Origin of the sequence: Cryobacterium sp. PH31-O1, assembly GCF_030063455.1 — a bacterium.
GTDB lineage: Bacteria > Actinomycetota > Actinomycetes > Actinomycetales > Microbacteriaceae > Cryobacterium.
Window position 1 is genome coordinate 121,123 of sequence record NZ_JASITB010000003.1, and the last position, 22,944, is coordinate 144,066.

The window sequence follows — 22,944 nt, forward strand, 5'->3', positions numbered from 1 at the left end:
CCCGTCGATCTGACGGTAATAGCCTAGCTGCGCCCACCGACACCGCCGGTGGTAGCGCATGTTTCTTCGGTCAGTGGAACATCAGCGGAACGACCATGCCGACCGTCATTGCCGACATGGCGAGGCCCATGCTGGCGTGCTGGGCGGCGGCCCAACGACTCGCCCGCCCCGGCTGCCCGCCTCGGCCGCGAATCACCAGGATGACCACGAGAACGGATGCCGCGATCAGCACCCAGCCCAGTGGCAGCAGCAGCGACCCGGCCGCCTGCGCGTGCCCCGCGTGCAGTGTGGCGGGGGCTGCGGCATCCGCTACCAGCGCTGGCGCGGCCGGCAGCATGGCAAGCCACATGACCGCCATGAAGAGCAGCCCGGCGGCGTGTTGCGCGGTCGTTCTCCTGGCGCCTCCAACGCTGCCGGGTCGGAGGCCGGGCAGGATGACGAACATGAGTGCCATCAATACCACGGCCCAGGCCAGCGGCGAGAGCAAAGCGCCGGGTAGCGCCATGTCGAGCGTGGAGACGACCATGCCGACTGCTGCGGCGGCTGCGGTGACCGCCCGCCAGGGGCTCCGGGGCCGGCGGAAGGCCGCAAGCCCGCAGAACACGCTTGCGCCGGTGAGCCCGAGCGCGAGCACCATCCACACCGCGCTCCAGAGTTCGCTACCACCAGCCGTGCCCACCATTGCGCCCATGCCAGCACGCTACGCGCCCACCCACGCGCTGACTTGTCGACCGGCGCACGCTTGGGGTGTGTTGGTGCACCGTCATAATGTGCGGCGTTTACGACCGCGCCATGCCATAGATCTGGCCGGTGGACTGCTCGGCCTCGTGGTCGGGTCCGAGCGGAATGCCGGTGCGGTCACGCAGCAGCAGCGTCGCCGCGAAGGCGATGACCGTGACACCGGCAATGTAGAAGGCCACGGACGTGGCCGTTCCGGTTGCCTGAACCAGGGCAGCCGCAACGAGCGGAGCGAAGGCACCACCGAGGATCGCGCCGAGGGCGTAGGTGATCGCGACGCCGGAGTACCGGATCGATGCCGGGAACAGTTCGGTGAAATACGCCGCCTGTTGCCCGTAGGTGAAGCCGTTGCCGACGGTGAACAGCGACAGGCCGAGGAAGAGGAGCCAGACGTTTCCGGTGTTGACCAGCGGGAACAGCAGGAACACCGTGATCAGTTGCACGATCCAGCCGACGATGTAGGTGTTGCGCCGACCGATCTTGTCGGAAACGCCGCCGGCGATCCAGGTCATCAGCAGCCAGACCACTGCGGAACCGGTCACGGCCAGCAGCACCGGGGTACGTTCCAGGCCTACGAATCCGTTCGGGTCGGTGGCGTAGTTCTGCAGGTATCCGCCGGTGGTCATGTAGCCGGCGGCGCTGTTGCCCGCGAAGGTGAGCGCGGCGAGGATGACGAGCAGCCAGTGCTTGCGAAAGAGGGTGACCATCGGAACCTTGGTCTGCTGCTTGCGCTTGGCGATCTCCTTGAACACCGGGCTCTCATCAACACTGCGACGCACGATGAAGCCGACGACGATCAGCACGAAGCTGAGCAGGAACGGAACACGCCAGCCCCATTCGAGGAAGGCGTCGCCGGGCGAGATGACACCGGTCATCAGGGCGAGAATGCCGGAGGCCAGCAGCAGGCCGAGCGGTACGCCGATCTGGGGGAAGGCACCCATCCGGCCGCGCTTATTGTCGGGCGCATGCTCGACCGCCATCAGCACCGCGCCGCCCCATTCTCCGCCAGCGGAGATGCCCTGCAGGATGCGCAGCAGCAGCAGGATGATCGGCGCGGCAACGCCGATCTGCGAGTAGGTCGGCAGAACACCGATCAACGTCGTTGCCGACCCCATCAGGATCAGCGTGACGACGAGCATGGCCCGGCGTCCGAGCCTGTCCCCGAAGTGGCCGGCGAGGAATGCCCCGAGCGGGCGGAACAGAAAGCTGAGGCCGACCGAGGCGAAGGAGAGCAGGATGGCGATCTGCGGGCCGGCCGGCTTGAAGAACAGCTCAGCGAAGATCAGGCCGGCGGCGCTGGCGTAAAGGAAGAAGTCGTACCACTCGATGGTGGTACCGATGACCGTGGCCATCGCCACCCGCCGCCGATCGGACGAGAGCGGGCTGGGCGGTGCTGCTGTTGAAACGGATGACATGTTCTGTGACTTCCTTGTCATTATGGGATCGCAAACCCGACCGAACTCACGGCTTGCGACATTGATCGTATATCTTATGAGATACGAATACAATCCCCCTGGGCCCGTCACTGAGAGCCAGGCCGGAGCGGGCGTGGATTTCGAGGGCCACAAAGCGAAGGGGTTGCATTCTTCGCAAGATCGTATATTATTTCAAATACACACGCAGCGCCGCGAGAGGACATCACATGCAGCACCCCACACCGTTCACCGGCACCCCCGGCAAGGTGATCGCCCTGCACCTCAACTATCCGTCTCGCATCGCTCAGCGCGGCCGTACGCCGGAGCAGCCGTCCTACTTCTTGAAGCCCGGCACGTCGGTGAGCGCGTCGGGTACCCCGATCGAACGCCCGGCCGGCACCGAACTGCTCGCCTTCGAAGGCGAGATCGCCCTCATCATCGGCCACAGCATCCGTCGGGTAACCCCGGAAGAGGGCTGGGCAGCCGTCTCGGGAGTCACCGCCGCGAACGACTTCGGCGTCTACGACCTGCGCTACGCCGACAAAGGCTCGAACCTGAAGTCCAAGGGCGGTGACGGTTTCACTCCGCTAGGCCCGGCCGTGATCAACGCCGCCGACATTCAACCGGATGCCCTGCGCGTGCGCACCTGGGTGAACGGCGAGCTCGTGCAACAAGACACCACGGCTGACCTGGCCTTTCCGTTCGGCCGCCTGGTCGCCGATCTCTCACAACTCATGACGCTCGAACCGGGCGACGTGATTCTCACCGGGACCCCTGCCGGGTCCTCCGTCGTGCAGCCAGGCGACGTCGTCGAGGTCGAAGTGGATGCCCCCACTGCGCCCGGCGCGCCGAGCACGGGCCGCCTGGTCACGCCGGTCGTCGCCGGCACGGTCGCGATGGCCGAATACGGCGCCGGACCCAAGATCGACGACCTGCAGCGGGCCGAGGCGTGGGGCTCCGCTGAGACGGCCGGACTACCGACATCGACCGACCCGGCCACCATTTTGACCGACGACCTCAAGGCGAAAATCAATTCGGTCGGTACGGCAACGCTCAGCTCCCAGCTGCGCAAGCGGGGCTTGAACAACGTCTCCATCGATGGTCTGCAATCCACTCGGCCGAGCATGCGGCTGGTCGGGCTCGCTCGCACCCTGCGGTTCATTCCCAACCGGGAAGACCTTTTCATCTCCCACGGCGGCGGGTACAACGCGCAGAAGCGCGCCTTCGACGCACTCCGCCCCGATGATGTGCTCGTGATCGAGGCCCGCGGCGAGTCCGGCACCGGCACCGTCGGCGACATCCTCGCCCTGCGCGCCCAGGTCAACGGTGCCGCCGGGCTGGTGACGGACGGTGGGGTACGGGATGTGGCCGCCGTCGCCGCCCTCACGATGCCCACCTACTTCGCCAACGCGCATCCGGCCGTTCTCGGCCGCAAGCATGTGCCGTGGGACACCGACCTCACCATCGCCTGCGGCGGTGCCGCGGTGCAGCCCGGCGATGTGATCGTTGGGGATGCCGACGGCGTACTCGTGATTCCGCCGGGGTTGATCGAGCAGGTCGTCGACGATGGGATCGAACAAGAACGCGAGGAGACCTTCATCGCCGACATGGTCGCCGCGGGCGAGGGCGTCGACGGGCTGTACCCGATGAATGCGACCTGGAAGGCACGGTACCGCGAATGGGTGAAGTGACCGGCCTGAGCAAGTCGCAACTCTCTTATCAGTGGATCAAAGCGCGCATCTCCGACAGCACATTCACGCCGGGCTACCGTCTGGTGCTCGGCGCGATCGGCAAGGAGCTGGGCGTAAGCGCCGTCCCGGTGCGTGAGGCGATCCGCCGGCTCGAGGCGGAAGGTCTGGTCACCTTCGAACGTAACGTCGGTGCCCAGGTCGCCATGGTCGAGGAGACCGAATACCTCTACACGATGCAGACTCTGAGCGTCGTCGAGGGCGTCGCGACCGCGCTGTCGGCGCCCTTCGTCACCGCCGCCGACATCGAAAGGGCCCGCATGGTCAACCAGGAGATGATCGCCTCCCTCGAGGACCTCAACCCGCACCGGTTCACCGAGCTCAACCTCGATTTTCACTCCATCCTGTTCGAGAACTGTCCGAACCCGCACATTCTTGACCTGGTGCACCGCGGTTGGAACCGCATGAACGTCCTGCGCGACTCCACCTTTAGCTTCGTGCCCGGCCGCGCCCGAGAGTCAGTGGCGGAGCACGAGAACCTGCTGCAGCTGATCGAGTCGGGGGCGGATACGCTCCAGCTCGAACTGGCCGCGCGCGCCCACCGCACCGGCACGATGGATGCCCTACTCGCCTACCAGAAGTCGCATCACCCACACACGACACCCCAACCGTCCACGAGAAAGAGATCCTGACCATGACACAGACGTCTGTGCAGACCACGCACTTTATTCCCGCTGACCTACCCACCAACATCCGTCATTTCATCGGTGGAGAGTTCGTCGATAGCGTCGGCGGAGAAACCTTCGACGTGCTCGACCCGGTGTCGAACCAGACCTACGCCACCGCGGCCGCCGGCCAGCAAGCCGACATCGACCTGGCCGTCGCCGCCGCGAAGGAGGCGTTCGACCATGGACCCTGGCCGCGCATGCTGCCCCGAGCTCGTGCCCGGGTGCTGCACCGCATCGCCGACGCCGTCGAGGCCCAGGACGCCCGACTCGCCGAGCTTGAGACCTTCGATACCGGGCTGCCGATTACGCAGGCGCTCGGCCAGGCGCAGCGAGCGAGCGAGAACTTTCGATTCTTCGCCGACCTGATCGTGGCGCAGGCCGACGACACCTACAAGGTGCCAGGCCGGCAGATCAACTACGTCAACCGCAAGCCGGTCGGTGTCGCCGGGCTGATCACCCCGTGGAACACCCCGTTCATGCTCGAAAGCTGGAAGCTCGCTCCCGCGCTCGCCTCCGGCTGCACCGTCGTGCTGAAGCCCGCCGAATTCACGCCGCTGTCGGCGAGCCTCTGGGCGGAGATCTTCGCCGCCGCCGGGGTGCCAGACGGCGTGTTCAACCTGGTCAACGGCATCGGCGAGGAGGCCGGCGACGCGCTGGTCAAGCACCCCGACGTGCCGCTCATCTCTTTCACCGGCGAGACCACGACCGGCCAGACCATCTACCGCAACTGCGCCGCGAACCTCAAGGGCATGTCGATGGAGCTCGGCGGCAAATCCCCCGCCGTCGTCTTCGCCGACGCCGACCTCGACGCGGCAATCGACTCGACCCTGTTCGGCGTGTTCTCGCTCAACGGCGAGCGCTGCACGGCGTCGAGCCGCATCCTGGTGGAGCGTTCGATCTACGACGACTTCTGCGCCCGCTATGCGGCCCGCGCCCAGAGCATCGTCGTCGGCGATCCGCACGACCCGAAAACCGAGGTCGGCGCGCTTGTGCACCCCGAGCACTACGCCAAGGTCATGAGCTACGTCGAGATCGGCAAGTCCGAGGGTCGCCTGCTCGCCGGCGGCGGCCGGCCAGAGGGACTGCCAGAGGGCAACTACGTCTCCCCCACGGTCTTCGCCGACGTCGCACCCACCGCCCGCATCTTTCAGGAGGAGATCTTCGGCCCGGTCGTGGCCATCACCCCCTTCGAAACGGATGCCGAAGCGCTCGCCCTGGCCAACGGCGTGAAGTACGGGCTGGCCGCCTACATCTGGACCAACGACCTCACCCGCGCGCACACCTTCGCCCAGTCCGTCGATGCCGGGATGGTCTGGTTGAACTCGCACAACGTGCGCGACCTGCGCACCCCGTTCGGCGGTGTCAAGGCCTCCGGCCTCGGCCACGAGGGCGGCTACCGATCGATCGATTTCTACACCGACTCGCAGGCCGTGCACATCACGCTCGCGCCCGTGCACACCCCCCGTTTCGGCGGCAAGTAGCCGCGCCCAGCATCCGCTTCGCATCCGTAGCACCCCCCGCACACACCCAGCACGAACCCTCAACGAGGAGAACCCCATGACCAATCCGATCCCCACCCCCACGAGCACCCCGCCCGACATCCTCCGCTGCGCCTACATGGACATCGTTGTGACCGACCTGGCCCGCTCGCGCGAGTTCTACGTCGATATTCTCGGCCTCGTCGTCACCGAGGAGAGCGACACCGAGATCTACCTACGCAGCTTTGAAGAGTTCATTCATCACAACCTGGTGCTGCGCCAGGGGCCGATCGCCGCCGTCGCCGCGATGGCCTTCCGGGTGCGCGCCCCGGAAGATGTCGACCTCGCCGAGGCCTACTACCAGGAACTCGGCTGCCGCACCGAACGCCGCACCGAGGGCTTCGCGCGGGGCATCGGCGACAGCGTGCGCGTCGAGGACCCGCTCGGTTTTCCCTATGAGTTCTTCTACTCGACCACCCACGTGGAACGCCTCGCCTGGCGTTACGACCTGCAGGGGCCGGGTGCGCTCGTGCGCCTCGACCACTTTAACCAGGTCACTCCCGACGTCGGCCGTGGCCGCAAATACCTCGAAGACCTGGGCTTTCGCGTCACCGAAGACATCAAAGACGAAGACGGCGTCACCTACGCGGCCTGGATGCGCCGCAAGGACACCGTGCACGACACCGCCCTCACCGGTGGCAACGGCCCTCGCATGCACCACATCGCGTTCTCCACGCACGAGAAGCACAACATCATCTACATCTGCGACAAGCTCGGCGCGCTCCGCAAGAGCGACCTGATCGAGCGCGGGCCTGGCCGCCACGGCGTCTCGAACGCGTTCTACCTGTACCTGCGCGACCCCGATGGCCACCGCGTCGAGATCTACACGCAGGACTACTACACCGGCGACCCCGACAACCCCGTCGTCACCTGGGACGTGCACGACAACCAGCGCCGCGACTGGTGGGGCAACCCCGTCGTGCCGAGCTGGTACACGGACGCTTCGCTCGTGCTCGATCTCGACGGCAAACCGCAGCCGGTCATCGAACGCACCGAGTCGAGCGAAATGGCCGTCACCGTCGGCGCCGACGGCTTCTCGTACACCCGCAAAGACGACGAGCTGGCCGGCTTCAAACTCGGCACCACCCTCTAGGGAGCAGCATGCTTGACCATTCAGTCATCGAAGAGATCGCCGACGAACTCGTCGCGGCCGGCCAAACCCGGTCGACTGTTCCCCTGTTGACCACCCGCTACCCCGGCATGACCGTCGACGACGCCTACGCCGTGCAGAGCCTGTGGAAGGAGCGCGGCATCGCGGCCGGCCGCCGGCTTGTCGGTCGTAAAATCGGCCTGACCTCCAAGGTGATGCAGGTCGCGACCGGCATCACCGAACCCGATTATGGTGTGATCTTCGCTGACGAGGTCTACGAGAATGGCGCAAGCATCCGTTTCGACAGCTTCTCGAACGTGCGCATCGAGGTCGAGCTGGCTTTCGTGCTCGGCAAGCCACTATCGGGGCCGAACGCCACCCTGTTCGACGTGCTCGACGCGACGGACTACGTGGTTCCGGCGCTCGAGATCCTCAGCTCGCGCATCGAAATGGCCGGTCGAACGATCGTCGACACCATCTCCGACAACGCGGCGATGGGCGGCATGGTCGTGGGCGGCACGCCCGTGAAGGTTGGCGACATCGACCTGCGCTGGGTGTCAGCGTTGCTCTACCGCAACCAGACCATCGAGGAATCGGGGGTGGCCGCGGCCGTGCTCAATCACCCCGCTGCCGGTGTCTACTGGCTGGCGAACAAGCTTGCCCAGCACGGAACCAGCCTCGAGGCCGGGGAGATCATCCTGGCTGGCTCGTTCACCCGGCCGATGTGGGTTGAGCAGGGCGACACCGTGCACGCCGACTATGGACCATTGGGAGCCATCACATGCCGATTCGAGTAGCAGCAGAGCCGACCTTCCGCGACGTTCTCGCGGGCACCGACCGTGCGCAGATCGGCATGTGGGTATGTTCCGGCAGCGCCCTCGTGGCAGAAATCTGTGCTGGCAGCGGCCTCGACTGGCTCCTGATCGACACCGAACACAGCCCGAATGGCCTCGAGTCGACGCTCAGCCAGCTGCAGGCCGTACACGGGTATCCGATCGTACCGCTGGTGCGTGCGCCGATCGGGGATCGGATTATCGTCAAACAGCTCCTCGACCTCGGCGTACAGAATCTACTCATTCCCATGGTCGATACCGCCGAGCAGGCCCACGCCATGGTGGCTGCGGTGCGTTACCCGCCGCACGGCGTACGCGGCGTCGGCAGCGCCCTGGCCAGGGCCTCCCGGTGGAACCGCATCGACGACTACCTGGCCAGGGCCAGCGAGACGATCTCCCTGTTCGTGCAGATCGAGACAACGGATGCCGTCGCCAACATCACCGAGATCGCCAGCGTCGACGGCGTGGACGGCCTGTTCATCGGTCCGTCCGACCTTGCCGCATCGATGGGTTTGCTCGGCCAGCAGGACCACCCCGACGTCGTCGCTTCGGTTGAGCGGTGTATCCGCACCGTCGCCGCGCTCGGCAAACCCGTCGGCGTCAATGCCTTCGCGCCGGCGACCGCCGAGCGTTACCTGGCGGCTGGTGCCCGTTTCGTGCTCGTCGGAGCCGACGTGGCCATCCTCGCCCGCGCTTCGGAGTCGCTCGCCGCCACCTTCATCACGAGCGCTACTTCGGCCAAACCCGACACGGTGCGGCCGAGTTACTGAGCGAGCGAACTCAGAGACCGAATGCGAGAATAGTCGGGTGTCGATCCCAGAATTCGCCGAGCCCGCCGGCACTGCCCAGCCGGTACCCGCCGCGCACTCGCAAACCCTGTCGCGCGGCATCCGCGTACTGGAAATTCTCGCTGAAATCGACGAGCCGATGAGCATCGTCGAACTCGCCGCCGCCCTCGACGTGCACCGATCGATCGCCTATCGCATTCTCCGCACTCTCGAAGATCATGGCCTCGTCGTGCGTGACCCGGCCGGGCTGGTGCGGCTCGGCGCGCGACTGGCCGCCCTGGCGCGCGGGGTGTCCCGCGATCTGCAGGCCGCTGCCCGGCCCGTGCTCACCCGCGTCGCCAACGACCTCGGCATGACCGCGTTCGTGGCGGTGCTCGACCAGGGTGAGATCTTCACCCTGGTGAGTATCGAGCCGCGGCAGGCCCACGCGACGGTCGCTCAGCAGCCAGGCACGCGGCATCCGCTGCACATGGGCGCGCCGGGAATAGCCATCCAATCGGGCTTGGGCGCCGCGCGGTGGGCCGCGCTTGGCCATTCGGAAACCCGCCGCAGTGAGGTCGGCGAAGTCGCTGCCCTCGGCTACGCCTCGAGCCACGACGAGGTCATTCCGGGCCTGTCGTCGATCGCTGTTCCGCTGCTCGTTCCCGGCGAATCACCGGCCTCCCTCGCCGTCGTGTATATCTCGAGTCTGCACTCCCCCACCGACATCGGCGCTGTGCTCACCGCGGCCGCGCGCACGATCGTCGCCGAGCTGAGCTAGTCACCGCGCCACGCACAGGCTCTGCAGGCCCACCCGAACGGTCGACCCGATATGGCGGGCGCGCAGTTGGGACACGACGCTCGGCTCGTCGGCGTAGGCGAGGAACTCGCTGTTGTAGGTCTGGCTTGGATAGCCGTCGTCCGCCCAGCCATCGGTAATGCGCAGGAACGCGGCCGCTGCCGCGTCGTAGTTCACGTCCCAGTCGTCGGTATCGGCGCCGGAGAAGGTGAGTTCCATGCCGTAGCCGATTCCCGAGCCCAGGCAGTCGAAAGCATACGGCGCAGCCACCACGGCCAGGTCGAGGGCAGCGCCGGGAATGGCCCCCTGCCGTTCCGGCTCCTCGAACGCCGGCCCAAAGCGCGAGGTCGTCTGAGCGACGAACGCCGCAAATTGCTGCTCGAGCTGGGTCGACGTCAGCGCCGTCGAGGGCACGTCAGGCAGCTCGATGGGCGGCAGCCCGGGCGGCAGTACCAGCTGCACGTCGCCCGCCGGGGGCGTGCTGCTCTGCGCGCTGTCGGTCGTCGCGGGCACGAACAATTCGCCGTCGCGAATGGTTTTAGCGATCGAACCGAGTCCGAGCGCCAGGGTAAGGCCGAGCAACGCGAGAGGTGCAATCAGCACGACCAGCGCGTCGGACGTTGAACCGCGACCCCCCGTTCGCTGGCGCACCTGCGCCACCCAGCCGGCAACACCGACCGCGAGGGCCAACACCGGAATCACTGTGGCTCCCAGAACCTGCGCGACGTAGCCGGGGAGTTCAGCGGCCGGGTCGACCGCGCCCGGCCTGTCCCAGGCCGCACCGATCGCCATTCCGAACATCCACGCCGGTGACAATACGGAGACCACGGCGAGTAACCCGCACAGGCGACGAAGGCGCCGCACCGTGAGTGAGGGCAGGCTTCCGGCGATATAGGCGAAATTCACACCGGATGCCGCCGGCGCGGTCCTCGGCACCGCACGCACACCGACGACAATGCCGACGACGACAGCCGCCACGGCGAGTACGAGCACGGCGGAAAGCCCGATCGTCAGTTGGGGATCGGTCGTGGCTACCCAACCGTCATGCACGGTCTCGCAGAGCTGACGCGGCGGAAAGCTGTCGTAGCGCACGGTGACACCCTTGCCGTACACCGAGGCACACGTCTCGGGGAGGGCGTGGGAGTTGCGCACGAAGATGGCGGTCACGATGGGCCAGATCAGCATCACGACGACACCGATAATGAGCGTCCCGAGTGCGGCGCGGCCCTTGGCCCGGGGCAATTTCGTGGAGAACATTTCCTCCAAACTAGCGTCCCCTGGCCCAGAGCACCCCGCCAACACCCCCATACAGGGTGCAATCTGGCACGTCGAATCCCCGGAAAGTAACAATCCCGCACAATACTGACCAATAGGTAGGTAATCTTCAATTTTGCTGTCATACTGCCCCAGTGCCTGTTTTTCTCCGCACGATTCACACACTTTGCAGCAGCACCCGACCCAGCACCGCAGTGAAATACGAAGGGGTATTCCATGGCCTTTACCACCGAGCGCACATCGGCGACCAGCGCTAAACGAAACGAAGAACGGCGGGTGCTCGCCGGCACCATGGTCGGCACCACCATTGAGTGGTACGACTTCTTCATCTACGCCCAGGCCGCAGGCCTGGTGCTGGCTGGCCTGTTCTTCGCCCCGCTCGCCGGTGAGAATGCACCGCTGGCGCAGCTGATCGCCTGGGCCTCGCTCGGCATCAGTTTTCTGTTCCGCCCGCTCGGCGCCATTGTGGCCGGTCACCTGGGCGACAGGATCGGCCGCAAGGCCATGCTGGTGTTCACGCTCGTCACGATGGGTGCGGCGACGGCGCTCATTGGTTTGCTGCCGACCTTCGATCAGATTGGCGTCTGGGCGCCGATCCTGCTGATCGTGCTGCGCATCCTCCAGGGCTTCTCGGCCGGCGGCGAATGGGGTGGTGCCGCCCTTATGTCGGTCGAGCACGCTCCGGTCAACAAGCGCGGCTTCTTCGGCGCCTACCCGCAGATCGGCGTTCCGGTCGGCCTCATCCTCGCCACCGGCGTGATGATCCTGGTCACCACCTCGATGAGCGAAGAGGCTTTCCTCAGCTGGGGCTGGCGCATCCCATTCCTCGTCTCCGTGCTGCTCATCATCGTCGGCTGGCTCATCCGCCGTGCGGTCGCCGAGAGCCCGGTCTTCAAGGAGATGCAGACCCGCAAGAAGGAATCTGCGGCCCCGCTCAAGCAGCTGTTCAAGAACCACTCGCGTCAGGTCATCCTCACCGCGCTGATCTTCATCGCCAACAACGCGGCCGGCTACATGCTCATAGCGTTCTTCAACTCCTACGCCACCAAGCCCGCCGACGCCGGCGGACTCGGCATGGAGCGCACCCCGGTGCTCATCGCGAGCACCGTCGCGGCCGTGTTCTGGCTCGCGTCGACCATGCTCGGCGGCATCCTGTCCGACAAAATCGGTCGCGTGCGCACCTTCCAGCTCGGCTATGCGTTCCTGTTCATCTGGGCCATCCCCATGTTCCTGCTCATCGACACCGGCGACATCGTCTGGTTCGCGCTCTCCCTCATCATCCTGGCGAGCGGGCTTGGCTTCTCTTACGGCCCGCAGGCGGCGCTCTACGCCGAGATGTTCCCGGCCCAGGTGCGCTACTCTGGCGTGTCGATCGGCTATGCCCTCGGTGCGATCCTCGGTGGTGCCTTCGCCCCGCTGATCGCCCAGTTGCTGCTCGATGAGACCGGCCAGACCTTCTCCATCGGCATCTACCTCATGGTGCTCGCGGCGATCTCTTTCGTCGCCGTTACCCTCGTGAAAGAGACCCGCGGAGTGCCGCTGGGAGTCAGTACCCACGAATAGTTTCCAACCACACGAGACCGTGCCGCCCGGGTTCATCCGGGCGGCACGGTCTTTTTTTCGTCCTCGCTTCTGGACGGGGCCCGGGCCCCGTCCCTGGGCCCAGTTTAGAAACTGGGCCCGTGTCCCTAAGGTGGGCCCCGACCACACGCTGCCGGTGCGGCCCGTCGCGGGGGCTAATTCAAGCCGGATGGGCCGCCCCGGCCGATCTGCCACGTGTTTGTGCGGGCCGGGTGCACGCATCCGTTCATTTCTCCTGAATTAGCCACCGCCCGGCTCGGCAACGGGCGCAGAAAGGGCCCCCCGTCTGTGACGAGGGGCCCTTCTTAGCGGATGCCTAGCCGTTGATGACCTGCGGCACGCCGAGCGCCTTGAGGCCCTCGACGCCGAATTCGAGCCCGTAACCGGACTGCTTCGACCCGCCGAACGGAATCATCGGGTGCACCGCGCCGTGCGCGTTGATCCACACCGTTCCGGTCTCCAGACGCGCAGCTACAGCGCGGGCGGCCACGAGGTCCCTGGACCAGACCGATCCGCCGAGGCCGACGTCGACGCTGTTGGCGCGGGCGATGACATCGTCGAGATCGGTGTAGCGCAGGATCGGAAGAGCCGGCCCGAACTGTTCCTCACGCACCAGCGGGTTGTCGTCATCGATGTCAGCGACGAGGGTGGTCGGGTAGAAGAAGCCCGGAGCGTCCAGGTCGGGGTCGCCGCCGATAAGCACGCGCGCCCCAGAGTCCTTGGCGGACTGCACCAGACCGGCGACAATATTGAACTGGGCCTGATTCTGCAGCGGGCCGAGCACGTTGTTCTCGTCGATTCCCACACCCATCGGCATTTTCGCGGCGACCGCCGTCAGAGCGTCGCAGACCGCGTCGTAGATGTCGTCGTGTACGTAGAGGCGTTTGAGGGCGGCACAGGTCTGACCGGTGTTGATAAACGCACCCCAGAACAGTCCCTCGGCGATGGCTTCCGGATCGGCGTCAGGCAGCACGATGCCAGCGTCGTTGCCGCCGAGCTCCAGCGTGAGGCGCTTGACCGTGTCGGCTGAGCTCTTGATGATGGCCTTGCCTGTGGCGGTCGAGCCGGTGAACAAGACCTTGCCGATTCCGGGGTGCACGGCGAGGCCCGCGCCGATCGCACGACCGCCGGAGACAACGGTTACCAGGCCCTCTGGCAGCACCTGGTTCAGCACGGCGACGAGGGCGAGCACGCTCAGCGGCGTGTACTCGGACGGCTTGACGACGACGGCGTTGCCCATGCGCAGGGCCGGAGCGATCTGCCAGATCGAAATCATCATCGGCCAGTTCCAGGGGCCGATCGCGCCGACGACGCCGATCGGGCGGTAGGTGATCGCAGCGTGGGTGCTGCCGTCGTCGATGAGCACCTCAGAGTCCAGCGCGGTCGCGGCTGCGGTGCGCAGCCAAGCGGATGCGGCGCCCACTTCGAAGCGTGCGTTGGGTCCGTTGAGCGGCTTACCCTGCTCGCGGGAGAGCAGCTGGGCGAGCGCCTCGGCCGCGGCATCGATCGCGTCGGCGGCACGCACCATGACGGCGCTGCGCGCCTCGTGTCCGAGTGCCGCCCAGGCCGGCTGGGCCAGTGTCGCTGCGGAGATGGCGGATTCGAGGTCGTCGATGGTGTGCACCGGGGCGAGGCCAACGACCACGCCCGTCGCGGGGTCAAGAATCTCACGCGTCTCGCCGGCTGACGGCGTGATGGCGGCGAGCAGCCCGTCGTAGGTGTCTAGTGTCGGGGTTGCCAGGGTGTCGTTCGTTGTCATGAGTCCTCCACTTTGAGTCCAATTTGGGCCGGACGGGGTCTCGCCCGCTATCTGTTTCCACGCTACGCGCCGCAGCCCGCGCGGCACTTGTCCCCGCGCGCGGCGTACTTAGCTTTCGGCGCACACCAGACGATCAGAAGAGCGATTCCACCGAAATAATTCAGCGCTATAGCGCCGCGGCGGCGTAGTTGGGCGCATCCGCTTCGGCACTCACAACGATACTCACAGCGGCATCAACCCGGTTCAGGTCTCCGCTTTGAGCGCGAACGTACCAACGGAACCGGGCAAGCCCGCACCGTGACAACGGGGTTTTTCACGCGTGCACGCCGGTGGCCGATCGGCAGGACGCCCGTTTAGGCTTTCGACGTCAGGCCAGAAATTGCAGGGCGGCCTGCCTGAATTCAGGCGCGATCAGCGCATTAAAATGGGTGCGTCCCGGCAGTTCGAGGTACTGCGCGCCGCGATCGGCCGCCAGGGCGGCGACCCCAGACGGAATCGTGTCCGCCCCGCCGGCCACAAAGAGCTGCGGAATGCCGGCAGGCACGTCCAGCGTGCACCCCGCGACCCCCCGCACGCACGCCAGCAGCGCCTCACGATCGGCTCCAGCCGCGATCGCGGGGCCGAGTACGGCGGCGATGGACGGGTCGGCGGGCCGGTCGCCCGCAATCACATACCGTTCCACGGCGTCGAGATCCCAGGTATCGAACAGTTCCAGCGGCCCGGCCCCGCCGAGCACGAGGCGGCGCACGCGTTCGGGGGCCAGCCCGGCCAGGGCGGCCACCACCCGCGACCCCATGGAATAGCCGATCACGTCGACCCGGTCGAGTTCGAGGGTGTCGAGCACGGCCACCAGGTCGGCGGCCAGCTGCCGCGGTGCGTAGTCAGCGACGCGGTGGGGCTTGTCGCTCCGGCCATGACCGCGCAGGTCGGGTGTGACAGCGCCGCGCCCGGATTCTCCGAGCCCCCGCACCCAGCCTGAACTATGCCAGGTGACCGCGGCGGTCGATGCGAAACCGTGCACGAGCAGAACGGGCCGCTCTCCCGATGTGGTATCGAAGGCCACTCGCACACCGTCAAGCCGTCGAGCGAACTGAGTCACTCGACGACGTCGCTCGCGGCGAATACCGCGCCGGCATGCGCCATCTCAGCGAGGGCGGCCGCGGTTGATTCCGCGGCGACCCCGGCCACCAGGTCCGTCAGTACACGCACGTGCTGGCCGTGTTCCAGGGCGTTGAGGGTGGAGGCCCGCACGCAGTAGTCGGTGGCGAGGCCGACCACGTCGATCTCGGTCACCCCGTGTTCGCTCAGCAGTGCTCCCACAGTCTCCCCAGCCTCGGTCGTGCCTTCAAAGATCGAGTACGCGGGTTCGCCCTGGCCCTTGCGAATGTGAAAGGTCACGGCATCCGTTGTTAGAGCTTTGTGGTATTCGGCGCCCGCGGTGCCGGCCACGCAGTGCACCGGCCAGGTCGTGACGTAGTCCGGAGCGGCGTCGCGGGCGAAGTGGCCGCCGTTGTCGTTGCCGATATCGTGCCAGTCGCGCGAGGCGAAGACATATTTGTAGGCGAGCGGATGCTGCGCCAGCAGCGCGCTCACGCCCGCGGCGACCGCAGCCCCACCGTCGACGGCGAGCGTACCGCCCTCGGTGAAGTCGTTCTGAACGTCGATGATGAACAGTGCACGGGTCACGATGTCTCCTTCGAAAATCAGTTATTAGACAGATTATCGCCGCACTGGAAAAAGCCGGTAGCCAGGGTGTCGATGGCAATTTTGGCGTTCGAGCTCACGTTGCCGATGGCGTAGATGGCGAAGGTGAGCGGGGTGCCGTCGGCAGCGTGGATGACGCCGGCGAGGGTGTAGCCGGTGTCGATCCAGCCGGTTTTGGCGAAAACAGCGCCGTCGGCGACGGAATTGGCGCCGGAGAAGCGGTCGCTGTACGACAGGGAGCCGCGCGGTCCCCCGGCGATCGGCAGGCCGTCGAACAGCACTCCAAGGTTGCCCTCGCGTGCGTTGACCTTGAGGAACAGGGCGGTCAGGTAGGCCGGCGACACCGCATTGTTCGGGCTGAGGCCCGAACCGTCCTTAATGATCATGCCGGTGGTGTCGATGCCGTAGGCGGCGAGTCCGCCGACGATGCCCGCCTGCAGGGCTGAGAAGGAGTTGCCGGCACCGTTTTCGATGGCCACGAGGCGTGCGAGCATTTCGGCGATGGTGTTATCGCTCACAATGAGGGACTGCTGGATGAGCGTCGAGACCGGTGCGGACTGAACGGCGCCGAGTTGGGTGGCGCCAGCCGGGGCTGTGGCCTGGCTGATGGTGACCTTGCCGCCGAGAGCGTCGGCGAAGGCCTGCCCGGCCCGGGCAATCGGGTCTTCGCTGCGGGCGGAGGTGCTGCGGGTGGGGTCATCGCGGTCGCCGTCGACCATGAGGGCGGTGATCTCGGGCATGTAGCCGAGGCCGAGTTCGGTGCGGGCCCAGCCCTCGTCCCAGTCGGGGCCAGAAAAGTAGGACGCGTCGAGCACGAGTGAGGTGATCGGCGGGTTGGCCGGATCGGCGGCCCAGGCGACCAGGGTCTGGGTGGCGAGGTCGTCGAGGTGGGCGGCGCCGGTGTAAAAGGGTTCCTGGCCGGTGGGGAGGCGAGACAGGGTCAGGTCTCCCCCGCCGACGAGCACGATCTGGCCGGGTTCGGCACCCTTCACGACGCGGGTGGTGGCCCGGTAGTCGCTGCCGAGCACGTTGAGCGCGGCGGCCGAAGTGAGCACCTTCATGACGCTCGCCGTGCGAGAGGATATCGTGCCGCCGCGGTCGAAGAGCACCGCACCGGTCTCGGCGTTTACGACCTGTGCCTGAAATTCGGCCAGACGGGTATCGGCGGCGAGATTAGCGACCGAACAGGTGCGCAGCCGGCTGGCCGCCGTCGCTTCGGCGGGCACCGGCCGCGCCGGGTCGACGGTGGGCGTCGGGCTCGGTGTCGCGGTGGAGGTGGACACAGCGGATGCCGCCGCCGGCTCCATCGCGCCGGTCTGGGTGCCGGCGAACACGGCCCCACTGCCCAGCAGCAGGAAGACCAGGGCGCCCGCGGCAATCAGCCAGGCCCGGCGATGCCGGGTGCTGCGTTGCTGTTCACCGAGGGGCGTAAGTCCACCACGCGTGCTGGCGTCAGCGTCAGTGGGTTGGGGTGCCTGCACTGGTTTGTCCACCTCCGTATGCTAACCGACGGGCCATATGGTGGGCTATTCGCCCGGGTAGTGCAGGCCTATCTGGGCTCGTACCGTGTCGAGGGTCTGCATGATCGCGACCGATTCGTTGGCGGACATGACCTCACTCGTGAAGGTTCCGTCACGAATCACCCGTTCGGCCTCCATCGCCTCAAAGTGCATTCCTCGGCCGGTGAACGAGGGGGTGGTGAAGGTTTCGACCACCTCGCCGCGCTGGTCGAGCACCCGAAAACCGGTTGGCGCATACCAGACAGCATCGATGTCGATGCGGCCGTTGGTTCCGAGGATGGATGCGGTGGTCGGGCCGAGCGTGTTACTCGCCGAGAACGTCGTGGCAATCTGCCCGTCGCCGTATCGAAAGATGGTGGCGACCTGGGCGTCTGCCCCGGTGCTCTTAAACGATGCGCTGGCCACGATGGTGTCGGGTGTTCCGAAGACGGCATGGGCGAAGCTCACCGGATAAACGCCGAGATCGAGCAGCGCGCCGCCGCCGAGTGCCATTGAGTTCAAGCGGTGTTCGGGGTCGTCTGGCAGGTCTTGGGTGTGGTCGGCGAGCAGGCTCCGCACGTCGCCAAGCGTGCCGGAGGCCAAAATCTCACGGATACGAACCATATGCGGTAGAAAACGTGTCCACATGGCTTCGAGCACGAGAAGGTTTTTGCTGGTCGCCAGGTCAACGATTTGCCGGGCCTCATGGGCGTTGAGTGCAATCGGTTTCTCGATCAATACGTGTTTACCGGCGTTCAGCGCGAGCATGGCATGCTCGGCGTGAAACGGATGCGGAGTCGACACGTAGATCACATCGACCTCGGGGTCATTCACCAGAGCCTCGTAGCTTTGATGCGCGGTAGAAATATCAAATTCGGCGGCGAAGGCATCCGCTGTGTTCTGGCTTCGCGACCCGACCGCCTGAACCGTGTGGCCATTCTGCACGAGATCCTTGGTGAACAGGTGGGCAATGCCGCCGGTGGCCAAGATTCCCCATCGAATCAGATCTGTCATGCCTGCAGCTTAGCCTCGGGCGCCGACACGGAGTTCTGGATGCCCAAACCCGACACGATCCCGCCTCCCACGAGGAGAAGAGCGGTGGCGATCATGGCTCGATGAAACCCGTCCAGGTCGAGAACCGGGCCAACGATAATGCTGGCCGCTGCGATTGCTACGAGCCCGGCCACCCGCGATACCGCGTTGTTGACCGCCGAAGCAATGCCGGCCCGACGGGAATCGATGGCGCCGAGAATGGCCGAGGTCAGCGGGGCGACCGTGATGGTCAGGCCGAGGCCGAAGATCGCAACGCCCGGCAGCACCTGACTGAGATAGGTGACGTTCGCATCCACGCGAAGCAACAAAAAGAAGCCGATCCCGGCCGTGATCGGGCCCAGACACATAAACAGACGCGGCCCAAACCGACCGGCCAGAGCTCCCACAACGCCGGACAGGGCAATGCTGAGAATGCTTACCGGCAAAAGTGCCAGGCCGGCCAGCGTCGCGGTGTAACCGCCAAACTGTTGCAAAAACACGGCGACAATGAACGTGCCGAGTGAGAGCGCCGCGTAAATCAGCGTGGTGGCCACGTTTCCCACCCAAAAATTGCGCACCTGAAATAGGCTGAGCGGCATCATGGGCGCTCTCGTGCGCTTTTCGTGCAGCAGAAATGCGACAAAGCACAGCACGCCGGCGATGAGCGGCAGGAGAATGACCGGGCTCCCCCACCCAAAGTTAGCCTGTTCGATAAGCGCGAAGACCGGCAGGGCTAAACCGAGCACGCCGAGAACAGCGCCAACGATATCGACGCGGGTGTCGGCATCCGCTGCTGCATCGCCCGGAAGGCGTGCCAAAAGAAACAGTGTTATCGCGATCGGTACAAGGTTGATGCCGAAGACCAGCCGCCAGGAGGAGAGGTCAACGAGCAGCCCGCCGATCAGGGGGCCAGCAACGAAGGCTGTACTGGTCCAGGCCGTCCAGGAACCGATTGCGCGCGCCTGGCCGGAGCCGCTGAAGGTACTGAAAATGAGTGCGAGGGAACTGGGCACCAGCAACGCCCCCGCCACTCCCTGTAGACCGCGCGCACCGATCAGAAAGAGTGCAGTCGGTGCGACAGCGCACAGAACGGATGCCACGGCGAACCCCAGCAAACCCCAGAACAGCACCCGTTTGCGCCCGAAGGCGTCGGAGAGTGACCCGGCCAGCAAGATGATGCCGCCCAGGGTGATGAGGTAGGCGTCGACGACCCACTGCTGGGTCGCGATTCCACCACCCAGTTCACGGGTAATCGCCGGAAGCGCCACATTAATGACGGTGCCATCCAGAAAGGCGATGAAGGAGGCGAGCACGGCGATCACGAGCACGAGCCGCTGCGTGGCGGCCGGTGAACGAGTCATGAGCTTATTAAAGCGCACGTTGCGCCGTCGGTGGCATGGTCGGTGGCATGGTCGGTGGCATGGTCGAATGCTGCGCGGTGCCTGTCGTGCTGAGAATAGGTCAAACTAGACCAATGATCACCCTGCAGCAGGACGACGATGGCTTCATCCGCATGAATCGGCACTTTCCCGACCGCTCGCTCATCCGCATCACGTTCACCGGGGGTGCAAGCGAGGACTTCACTGGCGCCCAGCTCAACACTGTTTATGATGAGGCTTTGGCCCAGTTTCTCGGACAGAACCGTCTTGAGGGAGCTAAAGGGTTCTCGCGCGCACCAGCAAAAACCGTGCACCCCACCAAGAAGATCACCGTGGTCAAGGTGCACGAGGGAATGGCTCGCTGACCGAACGCAACGGGAACGAGCTCCACCTTCGTTCCGGTACGACACCGGTCGTACCGTCTTAGTCGATTCCCAGGGTAAGCAAATCCGCCGCTTGAGGTTCTCCCGCGGCGTGAGCTCGACGAGAACTTCGCGTCGGCTGCCCGGACTCGATACCCCTTGCACCCAATCCCCCTCAACCGCACGGTCAATGGAACGGCTGAAGTGCTGTACGCCGTCGAAGACCTGTGCAACTGGACTTGGCGAGGCCCGGAGTGGTTGCGCCCGGTAGCTGGTGGATTGTTTCTCGGCCCGCTGCTTTTCGCCCTGCCTCAGAGGTACGGAGTTGGCTATCCGGTGCTGGAAAAGGGCGTTCAGGGTGGGTACGCCCGAGACCCTCCGTCTGGGCGCGGTCCAGGTTTTCACCTTTCACAGGCACGCCCGCAAAATGTCCTCCACTTCGACCGCAGTGGGCTGGATCGGGTTGTTCACGGTGACGGTGTCGGCGAGCGTGTCAGCGGCCAGGGACGCCAAGTCGCGCTCGGTCACCCCGAATTTCGACAGCGGCCCAGTCATGCCAACCGTGACGGCCAACTCTGCGACGGCACGGATAGCACTCTGGGCGTTCGTTTCCGCCGTCACCGCGGTATCTCCCACCCCGAGGGCGAAGGCCACCCGGGCGATGCGCGCAGTGCGGGCGGTCAGGTTGAATCGCAGTACGGCTTCGATCACGATGCACAGTGCGAGGCCGTGGGGAATGTTGAACTGGCCCCCCAGCGGATGCGCGATGCCGTGCACGAGACCGAGCCCGGTGTGCGAGAACCCGACCCCGGCCACGTGACTGGCGAGCAGCAGTTCGGCACGGGCTTCGATGTCGGTGCCATCGACAACCGCACGGGGCAGAAACTCTGCCACGGTGGAGATCACCTGCAGGGCGATGCCGTCACTGTACGGATTCGCTCGCACCGAGAGGTACGACTCGAGCGCATGAGTCAGGGCGTCCATGCCGGTGGCTGCCGTGGCGCCCGCCGGCAGCCCAACGGTGAGGTCGGGGTCGAGCACGGCCGCCCGGGCGAGGGCACTGTCATGGCCAACGTAGAACTTGCGGTGGCTGTCAACATCGGTAATCACACCGAAAGCGTTGACCTCCGCTCCCGTTCCGGCGGTCGTGGGAACAGCCACGATCGGCAGGGCGGGGTGCCTGAAGGTACTGCGGTAGTCGAGGTCCACACCGCGCTGGGGGTTCCGTGCCCCGAGGGCAATTCCTTTTGCTGCATCCATCGACGACCCACCGCCCACGGCCACGATTCCATCGGCGCCAGCGGATGCCGCCACATCGCTGCCCTCATCGACACACGACGTCGTGGGGTTCGGTGTGACCCCGCCGAACACGGTCACGGCCAGACCGGCCGATTCCAGCGATAGCCGTACGGAAGCGACCACCGGGCTGGCGGCCAGGAACGGATCCGTCACGATGAGGGCATGGCTCACCCCGCTCGCCGCCGTGATGCGGCCAACATCAGCGACCGTGCCGCGACCAAAATGCGCCACCGGTTTGGCGTCGAGCACGAGAGAAACCTCGCTGAGCGGCTGGGGCAGCGCTGCCAGGCCGGTTGCGTTCGGTGAAACGACGGCGTTCATGCGGAGGCCAGATCAGCCTGGACCAAGGACGCCACCGCGGCGGCGGCAGCGGATGCGGCGACCGACGCGACGATGGACGCCGCGGCAGAGACTTCGGCGGCTTCTTCGGCCGCGGTGACCGCTGCCGCCGCGTCGGCGGGGCTGCTCGTGGTGGAATCGTTGAGGCGCAGGTTGATTCCGCTGAGATCTTCGTAGAGTCGCACCGGGCTCATTTCGCCGGCCGAGTCGCCATACTGTGCGCGGGCTCGACGATAGATCTGTTCCACCAGTCCGCTCAGTTCGGCCGGAACCCCCACGGACCGGGCCAGGTCGATCGAAAGCCCGAGGTCCTTGCAGGCCAGGGCGATGGAGAAGCCCTCGTCGTAGTCGCCGTCGCCCAGAATGGACAGCACATCGTGCTGCACAAAGTTGCTGTTGGCGGGGCTCGCGATGAGCGAGGCTCGCAGAACGCCCAGGTCAACACCGGCTTTCACCCCGATGCTGAGCACCTCGGACGTGGCGACGAGGTGCGAGAACCAGAGCTGGTTGATCATCAGTTTCACGGCATACCCGGTGCCGGCAGCACCCACGTGCAGAATGCGCTCCGGGTCGCCCATGGCTTCAAAAATGGGCAACAGCTCGTCAAAATCGTCGTTGGAAGCGCCGACAAAGATTTGCAGCATGCCCGAGGCGGCCCCGACCGACATGCCGCTCACCGGGGCGTCCACAATGCGCAAACCCCGTTCGGCATGATCGAACCGCACGCCGTTGGCAACGTCGGGCACGGAGGTGGACATGTCGATCCAGCATCCGCCGTTGGGGATGCCGGCCAGGATGCCGTTCTTGCCGTTGACAACGGTATCGACGTGCCGCGGGGTGGGCAGCATGGTGATGACAACATCCGTCGCGGCGGCAACCTCGGCGGGAGTATCCGCCCAGACGGCTCCGTTAGCGAGTAGTTCCGCGGCTGACTCCCGACGGATATCGTTCACGACGAGCGCGAAGCCGGCCTTCTGCAGGTTGCGGGTCATGCCCGAACCCATGTTTCCCAGGCCGATGAAGCCGACTCGCGTCGACGAAGTAGCGGTCATAGTTCTCTCAATTCATTAGCAAGCGCGAGTATCAAGCGGGTCGTTATGGGGTAAATCAGTACGGGAT

General features: G+C 65.8%; 20 protein-coding genes. 9 read left to right on the top strand and 11 right to left on the bottom strand.

All coding sequences use genetic code 11. From position 1 onward, the window contains the following. Positions 1–70: 70 nt before the first annotated feature. Together QMK31_RS07800 and QMK31_RS07805 are read right to left on the bottom strand one after the other, a co-directional pair. Entirely contained in the window at positions 71–691 is a 621-nt protein-coding gene (locus QMK31_RS07800; RefSeq protein WP_283500386.1) for a hypothetical protein, read from the bottom strand. 88 nt (positions 692–779) lie between these two features. Next, positions 780–2,153, bottom strand: coding sequence for an MFS transporter (locus QMK31_RS07805; RefSeq protein ID WP_283500387.1), 1,374 nt, complete (start codon positions 2,151–2,153; stop codon positions 780–782). A gap of 227 nt (positions 2,154–2,380) precedes the next feature. On the opposite strand from QMK31_RS07805, the gene QMK31_RS07810 reads away from it, so the two are divergent. The 7 genes from QMK31_RS07810 to QMK31_RS07840 all read left to right on the top strand — a co-directional run bounded on the left by QMK31_RS07810 (position 2,381) and on the right by QMK31_RS07840 (position 9,578). Next, the gene (locus QMK31_RS07810; RefSeq protein WP_283500388.1) at positions 2,381–3,844 is read left to right on the top strand and encodes a fumarylacetoacetate hydrolase family protein; all 1,464 of its coding nucleotides are present in this window, start codon (positions 2,381–2,383) and stop codon (positions 3,842–3,844) included. Further along, on the top strand, positions 3,832–4,533 hold the full coding sequence (locus QMK31_RS07815) for a GntR family transcriptional regulator (RefSeq protein WP_283500389.1): 702 nt from the start codon (positions 3,832–3,834) through the stop codon (positions 4,531–4,533). The genes QMK31_RS07810 and QMK31_RS07815 overlap by 13 nt, the downstream gene beginning before the upstream one ends. Positions 4,534–4,535: 2 nt before the next feature. Continuing rightward, positions 4,536–6,050, top strand: coding sequence for a 5-carboxymethyl-2-hydroxymuconate semialdehyde dehydrogenase (gene hpaE / locus QMK31_RS07820; RefSeq protein ID WP_283500390.1), 1,515 nt, complete (start codon positions 4,536–4,538; stop codon positions 6,048–6,050). 76 nt (positions 6,051–6,126) lie between these two features. Continuing rightward, complete coding sequence (gene hpaD / locus QMK31_RS07825; protein WP_283500391.1) at positions 6,127–7,200, top strand: 3,4-dihydroxyphenylacetate 2,3-dioxygenase; 1,074 nt, start codon at positions 6,127–6,129, stop codon at positions 7,198–7,200. An 8-nt stretch (positions 7,201–7,208) separates the two neighbouring features. Further along, positions 7,209–7,994 carry a 2-oxo-hept-4-ene-1,7-dioate hydratase gene (gene hpaH, locus QMK31_RS07830; RefSeq protein ID WP_283500392.1) on the top strand — a complete coding sequence of 262 codons (786 nt, stop codon included), beginning with the start codon at positions 7,209–7,211 and terminating at the stop codon, positions 7,992–7,994. Then, positions 7,979–8,800 carry an aldolase/citrate lyase family protein gene (locus tag QMK31_RS07835; protein WP_283500393.1) on the top strand — a complete coding sequence of 274 codons (822 nt, stop codon included), beginning with the start codon at positions 7,979–7,981 and terminating at the stop codon, positions 8,798–8,800. Before hpaH ends, QMK31_RS07835 begins: the two co-directional genes overlap by 16 nt. Positions 8,801–8,837: 37 nt before the next feature. Further along, positions 8,838–9,578, top strand: coding sequence for an IclR family transcriptional regulator (locus QMK31_RS07840; protein ID WP_283500394.1), 741 nt, complete (start codon positions 8,838–8,840; stop codon positions 9,576–9,578). On the opposite strand, the gene QMK31_RS07845 is transcribed toward QMK31_RS07840, so the two are convergent. Continuing rightward, positions 9,579–10,853: a hypothetical protein gene (locus QMK31_RS07845; protein ID WP_283500395.1), complete on the bottom strand. Its 1,275-nt coding sequence runs from the start codon at positions 10,851–10,853 to the stop codon at positions 9,579–9,581. 234 nt (positions 10,854–11,087) lie between these two features. Here QMK31_RS07845 and QMK31_RS07850 point away from each other — a divergent pair, with 234 nt between their 5' ends. Beyond that, positions 11,088–12,434: an MFS transporter gene (locus QMK31_RS07850; RefSeq protein WP_283500396.1), complete on the top strand. Its 1,347-nt coding sequence runs from the start codon at positions 11,088–11,090 to the stop codon at positions 12,432–12,434. Positions 12,435–12,768: 334 nt separating this feature from the next. Here QMK31_RS07850 and QMK31_RS07855 read toward each other — a convergent pair whose 3' ends face one another. The 6 genes from QMK31_RS07855 to QMK31_RS07880 form a co-directional block, all read right to left on the bottom strand. Next, positions 12,769–14,211 (bottom strand): aldehyde dehydrogenase family protein, encoded by a 1,443-nt coding sequence (locus QMK31_RS07855; protein ID WP_283500397.1) that lies wholly within the window; start codon positions 14,209–14,211, stop codon positions 12,769–12,771. Positions 14,212–14,578: 367 nt separating this feature from the next. Beyond that, positions 14,579–15,274 carry an alpha/beta fold hydrolase gene (locus tag QMK31_RS07860; protein ID WP_283500398.1) on the bottom strand — a complete coding sequence of 232 codons (696 nt, stop codon included), beginning with the start codon at positions 15,272–15,274 and terminating at the stop codon, positions 14,579–14,581. A 32-nt stretch (positions 15,275–15,306) separates the two neighbouring features. Then, entirely contained in the window at positions 15,307–15,897 is a 591-nt protein-coding gene (locus tag QMK31_RS07865) for an isochorismatase family protein (protein ID WP_283500399.1), read from the bottom strand. Between the two features lie 17 nt (positions 15,898–15,914). Beyond that, positions 15,915–17,408 carry a D-alanyl-D-alanine carboxypeptidase/D-alanyl-D-alanine-endopeptidase gene (locus QMK31_RS07870; protein ID WP_283500400.1) on the bottom strand — a complete coding sequence of 498 codons (1,494 nt, stop codon included), beginning with the start codon at positions 17,406–17,408 and terminating at the stop codon, positions 15,915–15,917. A 33-nt stretch (positions 17,409–17,441) separates the two neighbouring features. Continuing rightward, positions 17,442–18,428, bottom strand: a complete 987-nt coding sequence (locus QMK31_RS07875) for a Gfo/Idh/MocA family protein (RefSeq protein WP_283500401.1) — start codon at positions 18,426–18,428, stop codon at positions 17,442–17,444. After that, entirely contained in the window at positions 18,425–19,807 is a 1,383-nt protein-coding gene (locus QMK31_RS07880) for a DHA2 family efflux MFS transporter permease subunit (RefSeq protein WP_283500402.1), read from the bottom strand. The genes QMK31_RS07875 and QMK31_RS07880 overlap by 4 nt, the downstream gene beginning before the upstream one ends. Positions 19,808–19,920: 113 nt before the next feature. On the opposite strand from QMK31_RS07880, the gene QMK31_RS07885 reads away from it, so the two are divergent. Further along, positions 19,921–20,190, top strand: a complete 270-nt coding sequence (locus QMK31_RS07885) for a hypothetical protein (RefSeq protein ID WP_283500403.1) — start codon at positions 19,921–19,923, stop codon at positions 20,188–20,190. Between the two features lie 405 nt (positions 20,191–20,595). On the opposite strand, the gene QMK31_RS07890 is transcribed toward QMK31_RS07885, so the two are convergent. Beyond that, entirely contained in the window at positions 20,596–21,807 is a 1,212-nt protein-coding gene (locus QMK31_RS07890) for an iron-containing alcohol dehydrogenase family protein (RefSeq protein WP_283500404.1), read from the bottom strand. Continuing rightward, entirely contained in the window at positions 21,804–22,877 is a 1,074-nt protein-coding gene (locus tag QMK31_RS07895) for an NAD(P)-dependent oxidoreductase (protein WP_283500405.1), read from the bottom strand. Before QMK31_RS07895 ends, QMK31_RS07890 begins: the two co-directional genes overlap by 4 nt. Between the last annotated feature and the right edge of the window lie 67 nt (positions 22,878–22,944).